A 15,968-nucleotide genomic window follows, 5' to 3' on the forward strand; every position below is an offset into this window, starting at 1 on the left:
TACGGATCACGGAGAACAGCCAGGTAACTGGCCGTCCCGTTCGATATCGGCAGTGGATTCGGTCTGTGACTGCTGAGGAGTGGGACTGTGGGCGTCAAGGCGATCGTTCAGCTGTATCCGGTCATCCCGGTCGAGGGCGGGGCCTCCGGTCGCGCGGCCCGGCGACCGCTGGGGCGCGACCGCGACGAGTTCCAGAAGGTCATGCGGGACTGGGCGAGAATCGCCAAGGCCGCGGAGGACCTGGGGTACTGGGGCATCGCCGGCATCGAGCACCATTTCCACTCCGAGGGGTACGAGATCTCCCCGTCCCCCGGAGTGGTCAACGCCTGGCTGGGCGCGCACACCAGCCGGATCAACATCGGCACCAACGGCTACGTGCTGGGCACCCAGGACGCCATCCGGGTGGCCGAGGAGTGCGCCATGCTCGACCACATGCTCGAAGGCCGCTTCTGGACCGGGGTGAGCCGCGGCTACCAGTCGCGCTGGACCGACGTGCTCGGCCAGCACCTGGGCACCCAGGCCACGCTGTCGGACGGTGGCGCGGCCGACAAGGCGAACCGGGGGATCTTCGAGGAGCAGGTCGACCTGATGCTCAAGGCCTGGACCCAGGACTCCTTCGACTTCAACGGCTCCCGGGTCCAGGTGCCGTTCCCCTACGACACCGGTATCGCCGGCTACCCGGCCGCCGACACCGCGTCGCTGATGGGCGCGGTGGACGAGATCGACGGGGACGGGGTGATCCGGAAGATCTCCGTCACCCCGGCGCCGTACCAGCGTCCGCACCCGCCGGTGTTCGTGGCGTCCTCCAGTTCGGAGGAGTCGATCCGGTACTGCGCGCGCAACGGCTTCGTGGTGTGCAGTTTCTCCCCCTCCTCCCGCACCGAGGAGTTCGCCCGCGTGTACGCGGAGGAGGCGGCCGCGGTCGGCCACCCGCTGCCGTTGGGCGCCAACCAGGCCCCGGTGCGGTGGCCGCACATCACCGACTCCCCCGCGGCGTTCGACAAGGCCCTGCTGGACTACGACGCCGACATCTTCGAGCACTTCTACGCGAAGTTCTTCAAGAAGAAGATGGCGATGGGCGACGACGTGGTGCAGGCCGTCAAGGACTCCGGCCTGTTCCTGGGCGGCACCGTCGACCAAGCGCGGGCCCAGTTCTCCGCGGAGTGGGAGCGGGTCCCCTACGAGTACTCGGTGCTGATCTGGCACTGGGCGCAGCAGCCCGCCGACGACGTGATCCGCGAGATGGAACTGATGGCCACCAAGGTCTACCCGGAGATCGGCGGCATGGCCGGTCCGGAGGAGCGTCCGCTGGCGCAGTGGGCCACGACCTGACCCGGCGTCCGCGTACGACCGCCGCCCTCGACCCGGGGCGGCGGCACGGTGCGCCCGCCGTCCGGTGACGGCGGGCGCACCGGGTAACGCCACCCGTAATGCGGTGGCGCTATCAATATGAACCTCAACCACCATTCTCAGATGTCAGCGGACGAGGGCACACCCGCACGCGTGCGCGTCCGCCGCCCGTCTCGCCGTTTCGCGAGGAGTCGTCGTGTTCGAGTTCTTCCCAGGCGACCACGCCTGGTCGTCAACGGTGAACCTGGCCCTGATGGCCGGCGGTTCACTCGGCGACATGGAGTGCTGGCTGGGCCCGCTCCGCGACCTTCCGGCGGCGGACCCCTCGGCGGCGGACCCGCCCCTGACGAGGTTGGATGCCTGGGCCGCCGCCTGGGCGGGGATGGCGCACCGGCAGGAGGAACTCGCCGCCCGGGACCTGAAGGCCGGGTACCCGGCGACGGCGGGGGCGCGCTACCTGCGCGCCTCGGTGTACCACGCGAGCGGGCAGCGGGAGATCCCGCTGGGGCCCGCGAAGTCGGAGAGCTACGCCGCGGCCCTGCAGGCGTTCGGGAACGCGATGGAGTGCGCGGCCCTGCCGCTCGAGCGTGTCCACATCGACTCCCCCGACGGCATGATGCCCGGCTACCTGATCGCGCCGGACGCCGGCGACCCGCGGCCGGTGGTGATCGTCTACGGCGGCCTGGACCTGACCAAGGAACTGATGTACGCCGTGATGGGCACCGCGTTCGCCCGCCGGGGCGTCACCTGCCTGGTCGTCGACACCCCCGGCACCGGGGAGATGGTCCGGCTGCGCGGCGTACCCTCGCGCCCGGACTACGAGGTGCCCACCGCGGCGATCATCGACTACCTGGAGACCCGGCGTGACGTGGACGCCCGGCGCGTGGCCGTGCTCGGCATCAGCTTCGGCGGGTACTACGCGGCCCGCGCGGCGGCGTTCGAGCCGCGGGTCTCGGCCTGCGTCTCGTGGGCCGGCAACTGGGACTGCGGCGCGGTGTGGAGACGACGCTGGGACGACCGCTCCGGGTACGAGCCGGCGTCGTGGTTCCTGCCCTGGGTGCTCGGCACACCGAGCGTGGAGCGGGCCCTGGAACGGTTGGAGGAGTGGACGCTCGCGACCGTGTGGCCGCGGGTGACCCAGCCCCTGCTCATCGTGCACGGGGAGGACGACCGGGAGATCCCGGTCGCCGACGCGCGCCGCGCCTTCGAGGCGGCCGGGTCGGAGGACAAGACGCTGCGCGTGTTCGCCTCCGGGGAGAGCGGCGCCGAGCACATGCAGACCGACGACCCGGACCCGACCCTGCGGCTGATCGCCGAGTGGCTGTCGCTGCGGATACCGGCGGAGGCGAGCCTGCCGCCGGAGGCGGGCGACCTGCCCGGGGGGACGAACCTGCGGGCGCCCTCGCCGCAGGCGGTCTGACTCCCGGCTCTGTGCCCCGGCCTCTGATCCCAGGCACAGGAAACACCGACGGAGAAGCGCCCCGCCACCTCGGGGCGCTTCTCCGTCTGTCCGGCCGGGTCTGCGTCGGCCGGGTCCTCACCGGTCGGACACACGCCGACCGAGGTCTGTACCTGTGGGGTTCGCGCCGCCGGCCCGCGCCGACCAGGTCTTCGCCCGTCGGTCCGTGGGTCGGCCCCGCTCCGGCCGGGGTACGCCCCCCGGCCGGGTGTGTCGCGTGAGCGGAGTCCGCGTCGGTCGTGTCAGTTCGTGTCAGTCCGCGGGGCGCCAGAACGGCAGGGACGCCTCATCGTTCAGCGGGACGAAGTCGACCTCGACCCGCATCCCGATCCGGACCTCGTCCACCTCGCAGCCGATCACGTTGCCCATGATCCGCGGCCCCTCGTCGAGTTCGACCACGGCGACCGCGTACGGGGTCCACTGGTTGAAGGGGAACGCCCCGTTCTGCCGCACCACGGAGAAGGTGTGCACGACGCCCCTGCCCGCGGTGGTCAGCCAGCCGGGCACGGCGCCGCACTCGACGCAGATCTGCCGGGGGTAGAACTGCCGGTGGGAGCATTCGGGGCACTCCTGCACCAGCAGCTCGCCGCGCAGCGTGGCCTCCCAGTACGGTCGGGTGGAGGCGTCGAGCAGCGGTACCGGGCGGCCCTCCATCGGGGGCGCGTCAGCGGGGGTGGTGGCGTTCGTCATGCCTTGTCCTTTCCGAGGATCACGGTGCCCATCGCCGACAGCCAGCCGCCCGAGCCGCACGCCAGGGCGACCTCGGCGCCCTCGACCTGCGCCTCGCCCCCCTGCCCGCGCAGCTGCCTGGTGGCCTCGATGAGCAGGAAGATGCCGCGCATGCCGGGGTGGCAGGAGCTGAGCGCGCCGCCGTCGGTGTTCAGCGGCAGGGCGCCGCCGAGCTGCAGCGCGCCGGAGGCCGCGAACGGGCCTCCCTCGCCCTTCTTGCAGAACCCGAGGTCCTCCAGCATGAGCAGTGCGGTGATGGTGAAGCTGTCGTAGAGCTGCACCGTGTCGACGTCGTCGGGGGTGAGGCCCGCCTGGGCGAAGGCCTCCTTCCCGCTGCGCTCCGCGGCGGTGCGGGTGTAGTCGGGCATCTGGCTGATGTTCCAGTGCGTCTGCGCGGACGCGGCGCCCAGCACGTACACCGGCGGCTGGCGCAGGTCGCGGGCCCGCTCGGCGGTGGTCACGATCACCGCGCCGCCGCCGTCGGAGACCACGCAGCAGTCCAGCAGGTGCAGCGGGTCGGCGATCATGCGGGAGTTGACCACGTCCTCGACCGTCATCGGCTTGCGGTACTGCGCGTTCGGGTTGAGCGCGGCGTGCGTGCGGCAGGCCACCGCGATCGCGGCCAGCTGCTCGGAGGTGGTGCCGTACTCGTGCATGTGCCGCTGCGCGGCCATCGCGTAGGCGCCGATCAGCGAGTTGCCCCAGGGCGACTCGAACTGCAGGACGCCGGGGACCGCCTCGCCGGGCTTCTTGGCGCCGAAGCCGGGGTTGGTGCCCGACTTGGTGTACAGGTCGGAGCCGTAGACGATGAGCACGTTGTCGCACAGGCCGGCCCGGATCGCGGCGGCCGCGTGCTGGACGTGCAGCTCGAAGCTGGAGCCGCCGACGGCGGTGCCGTCGAAGTAGCGCGGGTTGATGCCCAGGATCTCGGCCATGGTGCCGGCGTTGTCGGGCTGCGCGAAGTCCCCCTGGGCGCACATGAACCCGTCGATCTCGCTCTTGGCGAGGCCGCAGTCGGCGAGTGCCCGCTGCGTGGCGAGCACGTGGTGTCCGACCGCGTCGAGATGCGGGGCCTTGGGGTAGTCGCTCAGGCCGATCCCGGCGATGACTGGCGTGCGGTCAACCATGGGTGTGGTCTCTCCTCGTGAGGGTGGTCAGCGGTTGGGAGCCGGCTCGCGCGGGAGGCCGAGGATGCGCTCGGCCATGATGTTGCGCATGATCTCGTCGGTGCCTCCGGCGAGGCGCAGGGACGGCGCGCTCAGCATGAGCTCGGCCCAGACGTAGGTGCCCCACTCGCCGGTGTCGGCGGTCATGCGGGCTCCGAGGACGCGGCCGGCGAGCGCGCCGATGGCGCGTACGTTCTCCGAGTCCATCAGCTTGATGATCGAGGCCTCGGCGCCGGGTTCGCCCCCCGCGGCGCGGGCGGCGGCGCGCGCGGCGGTCCACCGGATGATGTCGCGCCGGATCGCGATCCGCGCGAACTCCGACCGGATGCCGGTGTCGCCTTCGAGGCCGAAGTGCCGGATCAGGCCGAGCAGCCGCTCGACCGGGTCGGAGGCGGGCGGGGAGGTCCGGTAGCCCATGGACGCCCGCTCGTTGCCGAGCGTGGTCATCGCCACCTTCCAGCCGTCGCCGGGCTTGCCGAGCACGTGGCTGTCGGGGACGAACACGTCGTCCACGAACACCTCGTTGAACGCCTCGCCGCCGGTCATCTGGCGCAGCGGGCGGACCTCCACGCCGGGGTCGTGCATGTCGATCATCAGCATGGTGAGGCCGCCGTGCTTGGAAGCCTCGGGGTCGGTGCGGACCAGCATCTCGCCGATGTCGCTGTAGTGGGCGCCGGAGGTCCACACCTTCTGCCCGCTCACCCGCCAGCCGTCGCCGTCGCGGACCCCTCGGCTGCGGACCCCGGCCAGGTCGGAGCCGGCCTCGGGCTCGGAGAAGAGCTGGCAGGCGAGCAGGTCGGCCCGGTACAGCGCGCGGAGGTATCTTTCCTTCACCTCCGGGGTGCCCCAGGCGAGCAGGGTCGGCGCGACGATGTGGTGGCCGACGACGAAGCAGGCCTCGGAGGGCAGCTCGTAGTCGGCGGCCACCTCGTCGAACAGCTCCTGGAAGCGCGCCTCCCGGCCGCCGCCGCCGTACTCGGCAGGGCCGGTGAGCCAGCCGAAACCGGCGTCGAAGAGCTCGCGGCGGAAGGCCGTGGCGGCCTCCACCATCCGCAGTTCCTCCTCGCGGGTCGGTTCTGCGCCGGAGCTCAGCTCGTCGGAGCCGACGCCCCAGCCCTCCTGCGCCTCGGGGAGCGGCTTGGCGTGCGCGTCGAGGAACGCCCGGACGGCGTCCTGGAACGCGGCCTCGCCGGTGGGTGGATTTTCTGTCTGGTCGCTCACGCTTGCTCCCGCAGCAGACGGTGGAGCACCTTGCCGCTCGCGTTCTTGGGCAGGGTGCCGGTGTGGATTCGGATCTCGTCGGGCACCTTGTACTTCGCGAGACGGTCCCTGCAGAAGCCCTGGATGCCCTCGGGCGTGGCCTCGGCCGCGGCCGTCTCGGTGAGGACGACGTGGGCTCGCACGGTCTGGCCCCAGTGCGGGTCGGGCACGCCGACGACGGCGCACTCGACCACGCCGGGGTAGGCGGACAGGACCGTCTCGATCTCGATCGGGTAGACGTTCTCACCACCACGGATGATCATGTCGTCCTTGCGGCCCGCCAGGTACAGGTAGCCCTCCTCGTCGAGGTAGCCGAGGTCGCCGCCCTTGAACCAGCCGTTCACCACCACCTGGGCGGTCTTCTCCGGGCGGCCGTGGTAGCCGCTCATCACCATGTCGCTGCGGGTGACGATCTGGCCGACCTCGCCGGTCGGCACCTCCCGGTCCTCGGCGTCCCAGATCCGCAGGTCGATGTTGTAGCCGGGGCGCCCCACCGAATTCAGCAGGTGCGGGTGCCCGTTCAGCGCGCGCAGGTGGTCCTCGGGGGTGAGCACGCTCTGCATGCCCGCCTCGGTGCCGGCGCCGAAGCCGTTGTAGAAGTCGCAGTCCATCACCGCCATCGCCCGCACCAGCAGGTCGGGCGACATCGGCGCGGCACCGTAGAAAACCGACCGCAGCGCGGCGAAGTCGGCCGGGGCGACGTCCGGCTCCCGCAGCAGCGCGCTGATCATGGTCGGTACCAGGAACACGTCGGTGAGGCCCTTGCGGCACCACCTCAGCAGCTCCGCAGGGTCCCACTGCGGAACGATCAGTGACGTCGAGCTTCGCTGGATCGCGTTGAGCACCAGGCCGAGCCCGGCGACGTGGTACAGCGGGGAGGCCGAGTAGCGGAACTCGTCCCGCAGGAAGCGGTACTCCAGGACCGCGTTGGAGACCATCGTCTTCCACATGCGGTGCGACTGCATCACGCCCTTGGGCAGGCCGGTCGTGCCGCTGGTGAAGGCGAGCGCGACCACGTCCTCGTCCTCGACCACGGCCGGTGTCGGGTCTCCGGCCGCGCCGAGCTCCAGGATCTCCTCCAGCGGGACGGTCCCCTCGATCGCCGTGCCGCGGCCGATCACGTGCGCCAGCTGCGGCAGCTCCGGCCGGGACCGCAGCACGTCGGGCGCGTACCGTTCGCCGACGAAGATCCAGGACGCCTCGGCGGTGCGCAGCAGGGTGGTGATCTCGGCGGGCGACAGCCGGTAGTTCAGCGGCACCGCCACCGCGCCGAGCTTGAACAGGGCGAGGAGGATCTCCACGTACTCCGGCGAGTCGGTGTCCAGGATCGCGACCCGCTCACCCTGCCGCAGGCCCGTCTCCTGCATGCCGCGGGCGAGCCGGTGCACCCGGTCGCGGACCTCGGCGAAGGTGCGTGAGCCTTCCGCGGTGACGAAGCACTCCCGGTTCGGGGAGCGCCGCGCGGCCATGTCGATCCACTCCCCGATCCGGATCCCCGACAGGCGCTGCCCGGTCAGCGGGACCGGGCGGGTGCGCTGCTCGGTCATCTCACTTCCCCAGCATCTCGGCGAGGAGCTCCATCTCGGCCATGCTGTTGCCCGGCACCTGGTAGCCGGTGTCGTCGAAGATCTCGGTCAGGTGGTCGCGGACGTCCTCGGCGCTGAGGGAGTCGTTGACATAGCCGCGGGTCATGCCGACGAACACCCTGGCCACCCGTCCGGCGCCCGCGCTGAGCACCTCGCCGGACAGCTCGCACGAGTCGTGGCACAGGTAGGCGACCACGGACGAGACCAGTGCGGGGTCCATCTTGTCGGCGATCGGGTTCTCGAAGCCCTCGGTCATCCGGGTGAGCGCCACCGGGCCGATCGCGTTCGCCTTGATGTCGTACTTGCGGCCCTCGATCGCGAGGACCTTGATCAGCCCGATCAGGCCCATCTTGGCCGAGGCGTACGACGCCTGGCCGAAATTGCCGTAGAAGCCGGCCGAGGACGAGGTCACCACGACGCGTCCGAAGCCCTGCTCGCGGAAGACCCGCCAGGCCGGGCGGGTGACGTTGAAGGCGCCCTTCAGGTGCACGTCCAGCACCGGGTCCACGTCGTCGGGGCCGGTGTTGTGGAATGTCTTGTCGCGCAGGATGCCGGCGTTGTTCACCACGACGTCCACCTGCCCGAACGCGGAGAGCGCGGTCTGGATCAGGGCCTCGCCGCCCTCGGTGGTGGCGACGGAGTTGACGTCGGCCACCGCGGTGCCGCCGAGCGCCTCGATCTCCTTCACCACGATCGCCGCCCGGCCGCTCTCGACGCCGTCTCCCGACAGGGACGTTCCCATGTCGTTGACGACGACCCTCGCGCCGCGGCGCCCCAGTTCGAGAGCGTGGGCCCGGCCGAGCCCTCCGCCCGCTCCCGTGACCACGGCGACCCGGCCGTCGAAGCTAAGATCCACGGTGACTTCCTCCTCTGGCTGTGGCCCCATACCGGTGTCGGCTCGGCATCGGTAGGAACGATCGCCCATGGGGAGTTACTGTGGGCGTTACGGCTCTCGCCGCTCATGCCGAGTGCACATCCCCCTCCTAACGTCCTGGCCATGAGCGGACTTCAACAACTGGCCGACGCGACCGCGGCGTTCACCGGCCTCGCCGAGGAGCACGAGGAGTTCCGGGACAGCGTGCGGTCGTTCGTGGAGCAGGTCTCCCCGGAATCACAGGTACGCCGCCTGATGGACACCGAGCCGGGTTACGACCCGCGGGTGTGGCGGCAGATGGCCGAGCAGCTCGGCCTGCAGGGAATCGCGATCCCCGAGCGCTTCGGCGGCTCGGGGGCCTCCTTCCTCGAACTGGGCGTGGTGCTCAAGGAGACGGGCCGTGCCCTGCTGGGCGGGCCGTTCTTCGCCACTGTGGTGCTCGCCGCCAACGCCCTGCTCCTGTCCGGCGACGAGCGGGCGCAGCAGGACTTCCTGCCGGGGATCGCCGCCGGTGACACGATCGCCTCGGTGGCGATCACCGAGTCGTCCGGGTCCTGGTCGCCCGGCGACATCGCGCTGCGGGCGTCGCACGAGGACGACGTCTGGCGGCTGTCGGGAACCAAGTCGTTCGTACTGGACGGGCACACGGCCGATCTGCTGCTGGTCTTCGCCAGAAGCGACGCCGGGCTCTCGCTGTTCGCCGTCTTCGGGGAGGCGTCCCGGCTGACCAGGACGCAGCTGCCGACGATGGACAGGACGCGCCGGCAGGCGGTGCTGGAGTTCGACCGGACCCCGGCCCGGCTGATCGGCGAGGAGGGCGGCGCGGGTCCCGTGCTGGAGCGCCTGCTGGACCTGGCCGCGGTCGGCCTCGCCGCCGAGCAGGTCGGCGGCGCCCAGCGGTGCCTGGAGATGTCGGTCGAGTACGCCAAGGTGCGCACCCAGTTCGGCCGGCTGATCGGCTCCTTCCAGGCGATCAAGCACCGGTGCGCGGACATGCTGACGGCGGTCGAGTCGGCCCGGTCGGCGGCGCACTACGCGATGTACGCGGCCGGGGAGGACCTGCCGGAGCTCCCGGTGGTCGCCGCCCTGGCCAAGTCCTACTGCTCGGAGGCCTACACCATGGTGGCGGGCGAGAACATCCACGTGCACGGGGGCATCGGGTTCACCTGGGAGCACCCGGCACACCTGTACTTCAAGCGGGCGGCGTCCTCGGCGCTGCTCTTCGGCGACCCCGACCATCACCGGGCCAGGTACGCCGACGGGGTGGGACTGTGAGCGCGCAGCCGGTCATCGCGGGCGACGACCTGCGCGGCGTGATGGCCTGCTTCGCCACCGGGGTGGTCGTGGTGACCGCCTCGGGGACGGACGGCCCGGTGGGGATGGCGGTGAACTCGTTCGTCTCGGTGTCGCTGGACCCGCCGCTGGTGTTGTTCTGCGCGGCGCGCACCTCGACCACCTGGCCGGCGATCCAGGCCGCCGGGCACTTCTGCGCCAACGTGCTCACGGCCGACCAGGAAGGGCTGGCCAGGCAGTTCGCCCGCCGCGGCGACCGGTTCGCGGGCGTGCCGCACAGCCCGGGCAGGACCGGCGCCCCCGTGCTGAGGGACGTGCACGCGCACGTGGAGTGCACGATCGTCGAAACCTACGAGGCCGGCGACCACACCCTGGTGCTCGGCCGGGTGCTGGAGCTCGCCGCCGACGACGAGGCCGCGCCGCTGCTCTTCTACCGCAGCGCCTACCGGCTGTTCTGACCACGATCCCGATGGACTCGACGAAGGAGTGACAAGTGGTTGCCGCGATCCGCAATGCCGAGTGGTGCGCCTGGTTCCCCGAGGACTACCGGTGGTCGTACAACGTGATGCTGGTGTTCGCCGTGGTGCCGACCGGCGGTGCCGAGGTCGGTGAGATCGACCGGGTCTGCCGGCGGCTCGCCGGTCACGTGGGCGACGACGAGCGCTGGTTCCGCGAGTGGGGCGCGATGGGCGACCACGTCCGGGGCCTCGCGGAGAAGGCCGAGGCGCGGGGCGACCGCCGTGCGGCCGTCGCGCACTACCGCCGGGCCACCAGCTACTACTTCGCCGCCGAACGGTTCCGTTTCCCCAAGGACGAGGAGGCACTGACCTCCTACCGGGCGATGACGGACTGCTTCCGGCGCGCCGCCGAGCTGGACGACCGGTACACGATCGAGCATGTGGAGATCCCGTACGAGGACACCGCGCTGCCCGCGATCTTCATCTCCGCAGCCTCCTCGCCCGGCGACCGGCGGCCCGCGGTGCTGTTCATGAGCGGGTTCGACGGCAACAAGGAGCACAACTGGTTCCTCGGCGCCGAGGATTTGATCGCCCGTGGCGTCTCGGTACTGTCGCTGGACAGTCCCGGCGTCGGCGAGGCCGTCCGCTTCCGCGGCATTCCGCTGCGGCACGACTACGAGGTGGCCGGCGGCGCGGCGATCGACTGGCTGGAGGGCCGCTCGGACGTGGACGCCGACCGGATCGGCGTGATGGCGCTCAGCCTGGGCGGCTACTACGCCTCGCGTTGCGCCAGCATGGAGCCCCGGTTCAAGGCCTGCGTCGCCTGGGGCGCGATCTGGGACTACCACCGGATCTGGCGCGAGCGGATCGAGGCGGCGTACGCCAAGCAGCTGCCGGTCCCCGGCGAACACCTGGTCTGGTCCACCGGGACCTCCTCCAACACCGAGGCGCTGCGGCTGCTGGAGGACTTCCGGCTGGCCGACGTGGTGCCCCGGATGACGTGCCCGTTCCTGCTCGCGCACGGCGAGGACGACCAGCAGGTGCCGGTGTCGGACGCCCACCTGCTGTACGACGCCTGCGGCTCCGCGGACAAGACATTGCGGATCTTCACCAACGAGGAGGGGGCCGCGCAGCACTGCCACATGGACAACCTGTCGATCGCGGTGCCCGAGATCAACGGCTGGCTCGCCGACCGGCTCGGCGCCTCCGCCGGATAACGGCCCTGCGAAGGCGCAGGTTCGGATAACGACCGGCTTAACGGCGGGCTGCCTAGCGTGCTCCTGTCGGAGAGCGGTCGCTCCACCCACGATTCACCACGACCGCCGTGCCCGGCACGACCCATCTGGAGATTTCGATGACCACTGGTAAGCCCCGCCCGCTCATCTCGGTCGACTCCCACGTCGTGGAGCCGAAGGACCTCTGGCTCAAGCGGCTGCCGCAGCGCTTCCAGCACCAGGCACCCCAGGTCCAGTCCACCGACAAGGGCGACTTCTTCATCGTGCCCAACACCGGGATGTCGCCCAAGCCGGTCGGCACCGAGGGCGCAATGATCAACACAAAGATCAACAGTGTGATCACCAAGCCCACCGGCTACCGCTTCGAGGACCAGCGGCCCGGCGCGTACGACCCGGTCGCCCGGCTGGAGGACCAGGACAGCCAGGGCATCCTCGCCGAGATCGTCTACCCGGGCTGGCTGATCGTGCACAGCATCCCCGACTTCGAGCTCAAGGTCGCCTGCGTGCGCGCGTACAACGACTGGCTGTTCGAGGAGTTCTGCTCACACAACCCCGACCGGCTGATCGGCGCGGTCGCGCTCCCCGTCGGCCCCGGCTCCGTCGAGCCCGCGATCGAGGAGGCCAGGCGCTGGGCCGAGCGCGGCGCCAAGACCTTCCTGCTCCCGCAGGCGGTCCCCGGCATGGCCTGGGGCGACGACCACTGGGAGCCGCTGTGGTCGGTCCTGGAGGAGATCGGGCTGCCCGTCGGGTTCCACCAGGCCGCCGGTCAGGTGGCCATGTTCAACGACAAGACCACCCCCGGCGTGTTCTGGACCACCGCCGTCGGCAACAAGATCAGCCTGGGCTGGGTGTTCATGCAGCTGGTCTACGGCGCGGTCCCCGAGCGCCACCCGAACCTGCGGTTCATCCTGGTCGAGGGCGGCATCGGCTGGATCGCCTTCCAGCTCAACACCATGGACCACCTGTTCAACGACCATCACCGCTGGACGATCCCCGAGCTGGCGATGAAGCCCAGCGACTACTTCAACCGCAACTTCTGGGCCACCTTCGAGGACGACCGGCCGGGCATCCTCACCCTGCCCATGCTGGACGAGAAGCGGCTGATGTGGGCCGGGGACTATCCGCACACCGAGGGCAACTTCCCCTACTCGCAGGAGCAGGTCGCGCACGACTTCCAGGGCATTGACGAGTCGGTGGTCTCCGCGATCACCCACGACAACGCGATCGACCTGTTCGGCCTCTCGCTGCCGAGGCTCGTCAAGGCCTGACGGTGGTGCCCCGGGCCGTCAGGGCCTGGCGGTGCCCCTGTTCGTCAGGCCCTGACGACGCTCCTCGCCCGTCAATGCCCTGCTCGTCAGGCCCTGACGACGCTCCTCGCTCCGTCAATGCCTGACGGTCTCCGGCCCTCGACGGCTCTCGATGTCCGACGGGCTCCCGGCCCGTCGAGGTCCGACGGGCGCGTCCGGATCCGGCGGCGGTCGTGACGACCGCCGCCGGACCGCTTCCCCGGCCCGCGTCCACGGCCCGGGCGACGGGCTCGGAAGGCCGCGGGGTCAGCTCCCGCGCAGCTCGCTGACGAGCTGCCGGGTCGTCGGTGTCGGTCCCACTCCGAGCTCGGCCAGGGCCTTGGTGAGCCGCTGGAACTCGGCCAGTACCGCGTGCGGCGCGCCCAGCGCCCCCTCCACCTGCATCCGTACGCAGTAGGCGGACTCGCAGAACGGATCCCGGTTGATCGCGAACGAGGCCGCCCGCCTGGCACGCTCCAGGTAGCCGAGCGACAGCGCCACCTCGGCGGCGTCGACCGCCGCGTTGACGATCATCACCTCCAGCTCGTGCCGGCGTTCCTCGGCCCACTCCAGCTCGCTCTCCGGCAGGTAGGGCCCCTCGACCAGTTCCAGCGTCGACTCGATCCGCTCCAGCCGCTCCGCGCCGCGCAGCCCGTACGCGTCCTTGATCATCCGTTCGAAGCGCAGGTCGGTGCTGTCCACGTACAGGCCGTCGGCCCAGCGGACATGGCTCTGCGAGGTCCTGGCGAGGTTCACCCCGGTCGCCTGGCGCAGCTTGTGCACCACCTGGCGGAAGTAGTTGCCGCCTCGGCGCGGGTCGGCGTCGGGGAAGAGCCGTTCCTGCAACCGGTGCCGCTCCACGCCCTCGGGATGCAGCGTGAGGTAGGCGGCCAGCTCCAGCACCTTGGTCCGGCGCGAGCAGCGCGGCACGCCGTCCACGATCAGGTCGAGCACCGGGCCGTGCGTGTGCACGTCGACGACGATCACCCGCTCGGAGGCCGCGACCGGCTGGCGCTTGCGCGCCTCCGGCGGCTGGTGGCCGACCAGCTGACGCCAGCGGGTGCCGCCGGCGTCGTTCTCGATCTGGCGGCGCAGCACCCCCGGCACGTCGTTCAGCGCGTTCTTCAGGACGAACAGGCAGCCGATCGCGTTCGCGGTCTCGTAGGCGAGCTCGACCGAGGCCGACGCCGCCTCGGCGTTGCCCAGCCGGGCCTCGGCCTCGGCCAGGTAGGTGGCGGCGAAGGGCAGCATCAGGGTGCGGCCCGCCGCCCGCATCGCCTCGGTGGCGCTGCGCAGCACCCGCGCGGCGTCCTCCGGCCGGTCGATCCGCAGGTAGGCCAGGCCCTGGAAGGTCTGGCCCCACTCGGCGTAGCAGCGGTTGCCGCTCGCGGCCGAGCGGCTGATCGCGTCGGCCAGGGTCATCCGGGCGTCGTCCACCCTGCCCAGGGTGAGCTGCAGGACGCCGACCACGACCTCGAAGCAGGGCTCCCAGCCGAACCGGGTCCTGCGGCTGTGCTCGACCGCCGACTCGGCGGCCCACAGCGCCTTCTCCGTCTGCCCCTCGGCCCACAGCAGCCACGCCTCGTGGAAGAACCACAGGTCGGTGTGCGCGCCGAACTTGATCGTCTCGGGAACCTCGTCCAGCAGCTCGCGGGCGAGCGCCAGCTCGCCGCGCCAGACCAGGGCGAGCAGCGGGTGCGGGGTGCGGAAGAACGAGCGCGGCGGCCAGTCGCCCTCCTCGGGCAGCATCCGCAGCAGCTGGTCCAGCCGCCCCTGCACCAGCAGCCCCCAGGAGTACACGCGCTCGCTGTCCACCCAGTCCCTGCCGGGCGGGGAGGCGACCGGCTCGCGGCCCGCCACCGCCTCCAGTTCGTAACGGACCGCCTCGGCCCTGAAGTCGCCCTCGTAGTTGCGGATCAGCTCAAGCGCCTGGGCCGGGCGCCACTGCATGGCGTATCCGACGAACGCGACCGCGCCGGGGTCGGACTTGGCCACGTCGCCGAGCATGCCCTCCTGGTGCAGCCTGCCGATCAGCGCCTGCGCCTCGGGGATGCGCCGCACCCCGTACAGCGCGCGCAGCAGGGCGCCGAGCAGGACCGGCCGGGACTCGACCACCTGGATGCCGAACGTCTCCAGCCAGCGCAGCAGGACCCGCCAGTCGGCGCGGGCGGACAGCGCGGCGACGGCGCTCTCGGCCACGTCCGCGGCCTTCTCCACCTCCCCGGCCTCCAGGTAGGTCTCGACCGCGTCCTCGTGCATCCCGGTCTCCTCCAGGAGCCGGGCGTAGCGGCTCTGCAGGCCGGGCAGCTCGCCGGGCAGCCGCGCCTGCAGCTGCTCGCGCAGGTACTGGCGGAACCGGGGGTGGTAGACGAGCGCGCGGTCGGCCTTGGTCGCCGGCAGGTGCCGCGAGCCGAGTGACTGCCACAGCCGGTAGCCGTCCTCGCCGCAGAGGGCGACCGCGGCCCGCGCGGTGACGATGGCCGGGATCGAGGTGCGGAGCAGGAAGTCCTGCTCCTCCTGCGGGAGGCGGGCCAGGATCTCCCTGGAGACGAAGCCGGCCAGCGCGTCCGGCCCGTTCTCGGACTTGAGGCCGGGGACGATGTCGAAGGCGACGGCGGCGATCCAGCCCTTGGTGGCCTCCATCAGCGGCGCCGGGTCCCGCCCGTCCTGACCGTGCGCGGCGAGCAGCGTGCGGGCCTCGTCCATGTCGAGGGCGAGGTCCTCGCCGCTCATCCTGGCGATCCTGCCCTGCATCATCATCCGGCCGATCGGGCCGCTCAGGTCCTCGCGGCTCAGGATGACCGTACGGACACCCGGCGGCAGGTAGTCGAGGAAGATACCGAGCACGGCGAGCGCCTCGTCCGCGTCCACCAGCCACTCGCAGTCGTCCAGGACGAGCAGCAGGGAGGTGTCGGCGACGCTCTCGGCGAGCATCGCGGCCACCTCGGTCGTCGGGAAGCCCTCCGCCAGGGCGGACTCCACCGTCCTGGGCGCCTCGGGATTCAGGCCGGACAGCGCCTCGGCCAGGTAGACCATCAGCCGGGACGGGCTGCGGTCGCCGGCGTCGAGGGTGAGCCAGGCCAGCGGCCAGCCGAGTCGCGTGGCGAACATCCGGGTCTGCACGGTCTTGCCCGAGCCGGCCGCAGCGAAGATCACAATTGTCTCGTGAGACACCAGGAAGGCGGCGAACTGTTCGTCCAGCCGGTCCCTGGTGATCGTCCCACGCGGCAGTCCAGGGGGTTGGACCTTGTGACTCAAGATCATGCCAGCCT

General features: G+C 71.2%; 12 protein-coding genes. 6 read left to right on the forward strand and 6 right to left on the reverse strand.

Annotated features, from left to right (window positions below; all coding sequences use genetic code 11):
- Positions 1 to 87 precede the first annotated feature (87 nt).
- On the forward strand, positions 88 to 1,332 hold the full coding sequence (locus ACFY3V_RS05485) for an LLM class flavin-dependent oxidoreductase (protein WP_362896488.1): 1,245 nt from the start codon (positions 88 to 90) through the stop codon (positions 1,330 to 1,332).
- A gap of 214 nt (positions 1,333 to 1,546) precedes the next feature.
- A complete protein-coding gene (locus ACFY3V_RS05490) occupies positions 1,547 to 2,770 on the forward strand; it encodes an alpha/beta fold hydrolase (RefSeq protein ID WP_362896490.1) in 1,224 nt (407 codons plus the stop codon).
- A 291-nt stretch (positions 2,771 to 3,061) separates the two neighbouring features.
- Here ACFY3V_RS05490 and ACFY3V_RS05495 read toward each other — a convergent pair whose 3' ends face one another.
- From ACFY3V_RS05495 to ACFY3V_RS05515, 5 genes are read right to left on the reverse strand one after another with little or no spacing between them, the layout of a single operon-like run.
- The gene (locus ACFY3V_RS05495) at positions 3,062 to 3,499 is read right to left on the reverse strand and encodes a Zn-ribbon domain-containing OB-fold protein (RefSeq protein ID WP_350942968.1); all 438 of its coding nucleotides are present in this window, start codon (positions 3,497 to 3,499) and stop codon (positions 3,062 to 3,064) included.
- The gene (locus ACFY3V_RS05500; RefSeq protein WP_362896492.1) at positions 3,496 to 4,665 is read right to left on the reverse strand and encodes an acetyl-CoA acetyltransferase; all 1,170 of its coding nucleotides are present in this window, start codon (positions 4,663 to 4,665) and stop codon (positions 3,496 to 3,498) included. Before ACFY3V_RS05500 ends, ACFY3V_RS05495 begins: the two co-directional genes overlap by 4 nt.
- A 27-nt stretch (positions 4,666 to 4,692) precedes the next feature.
- A complete protein-coding gene (locus ACFY3V_RS05505) occupies positions 4,693 to 5,925 on the reverse strand; it encodes an acyl-CoA dehydrogenase family protein (RefSeq protein ID WP_362896494.1) in 1,233 nt (410 codons plus the stop codon).
- Positions 5,922 to 7,511, reverse strand: coding sequence for a class I adenylate-forming enzyme family protein (locus ACFY3V_RS05510; RefSeq protein WP_389770343.1), 1,590 nt, complete (start codon positions 7,509 to 7,511; stop codon positions 5,922 to 5,924). Before ACFY3V_RS05510 ends, ACFY3V_RS05505 begins: the two co-directional genes overlap by 4 nt.
- 1 nt (position 7,512) lies before the next feature.
- Entirely contained in the window at positions 7,513 to 8,406 is an 894-nt protein-coding gene (locus ACFY3V_RS05515; RefSeq protein ID WP_362896498.1) for an SDR family NAD(P)-dependent oxidoreductase, read from the reverse strand.
- Between the two features lie 141 nt (positions 8,407 to 8,547).
- Here ACFY3V_RS05515 and ACFY3V_RS05520 point away from each other — a divergent pair, with 141 nt between their 5' ends.
- The 4 genes from ACFY3V_RS05520 to ACFY3V_RS05535 all read left to right on the forward strand — a co-directional run bounded on the left by ACFY3V_RS05520 (position 8,548) and on the right by ACFY3V_RS05535 (position 12,678).
- Entirely contained in the window at positions 8,548 to 9,699 is a 1,152-nt protein-coding gene (locus ACFY3V_RS05520) for an acyl-CoA dehydrogenase family protein (RefSeq protein ID WP_389770346.1), read from the forward strand.
- A complete protein-coding gene (locus ACFY3V_RS05525) occupies positions 9,696 to 10,175 on the forward strand; it encodes a flavin reductase family protein (protein WP_350942961.1) in 480 nt (159 codons plus the stop codon). The genes ACFY3V_RS05520 and ACFY3V_RS05525 overlap by 4 nt, the downstream gene beginning before the upstream one ends.
- Positions 10,176 to 10,210: 35 nt before the next feature.
- A complete protein-coding gene (locus ACFY3V_RS05530) occupies positions 10,211 to 11,392 on the forward strand; it encodes an alpha/beta hydrolase (RefSeq protein ID WP_362896504.1) in 1,182 nt (393 codons plus the stop codon).
- Positions 11,393 to 11,529: 137 nt separating this feature from the next.
- Positions 11,530 to 12,678 carry an amidohydrolase family protein gene (locus ACFY3V_RS05535; protein WP_362896506.1) on the forward strand — a complete coding sequence of 383 codons (1,149 nt, stop codon included), beginning with the start codon at positions 11,530 to 11,532 and terminating at the stop codon, positions 12,676 to 12,678.
- Positions 12,679 to 12,963: 285 nt separating this feature from the next.
- Here the strand turns inward: ACFY3V_RS05535 and ACFY3V_RS05540 are convergent, their stop codons facing one another.
- Entirely contained in the window at positions 12,964 to 15,960 is a 2,997-nt protein-coding gene (locus ACFY3V_RS05540) for a BTAD domain-containing putative transcriptional regulator (RefSeq protein ID WP_362896508.1), read from the reverse strand.
- Positions 15,961 to 15,968: the final 8 nt, after the last annotated feature.

Source organism: Streptosporangium sp. NPDC000095, assembly GCF_042899335.1.
GTDB lineage: Bacteria > Actinomycetota > Actinomycetes > Streptosporangiales > Streptosporangiaceae > Streptosporangium.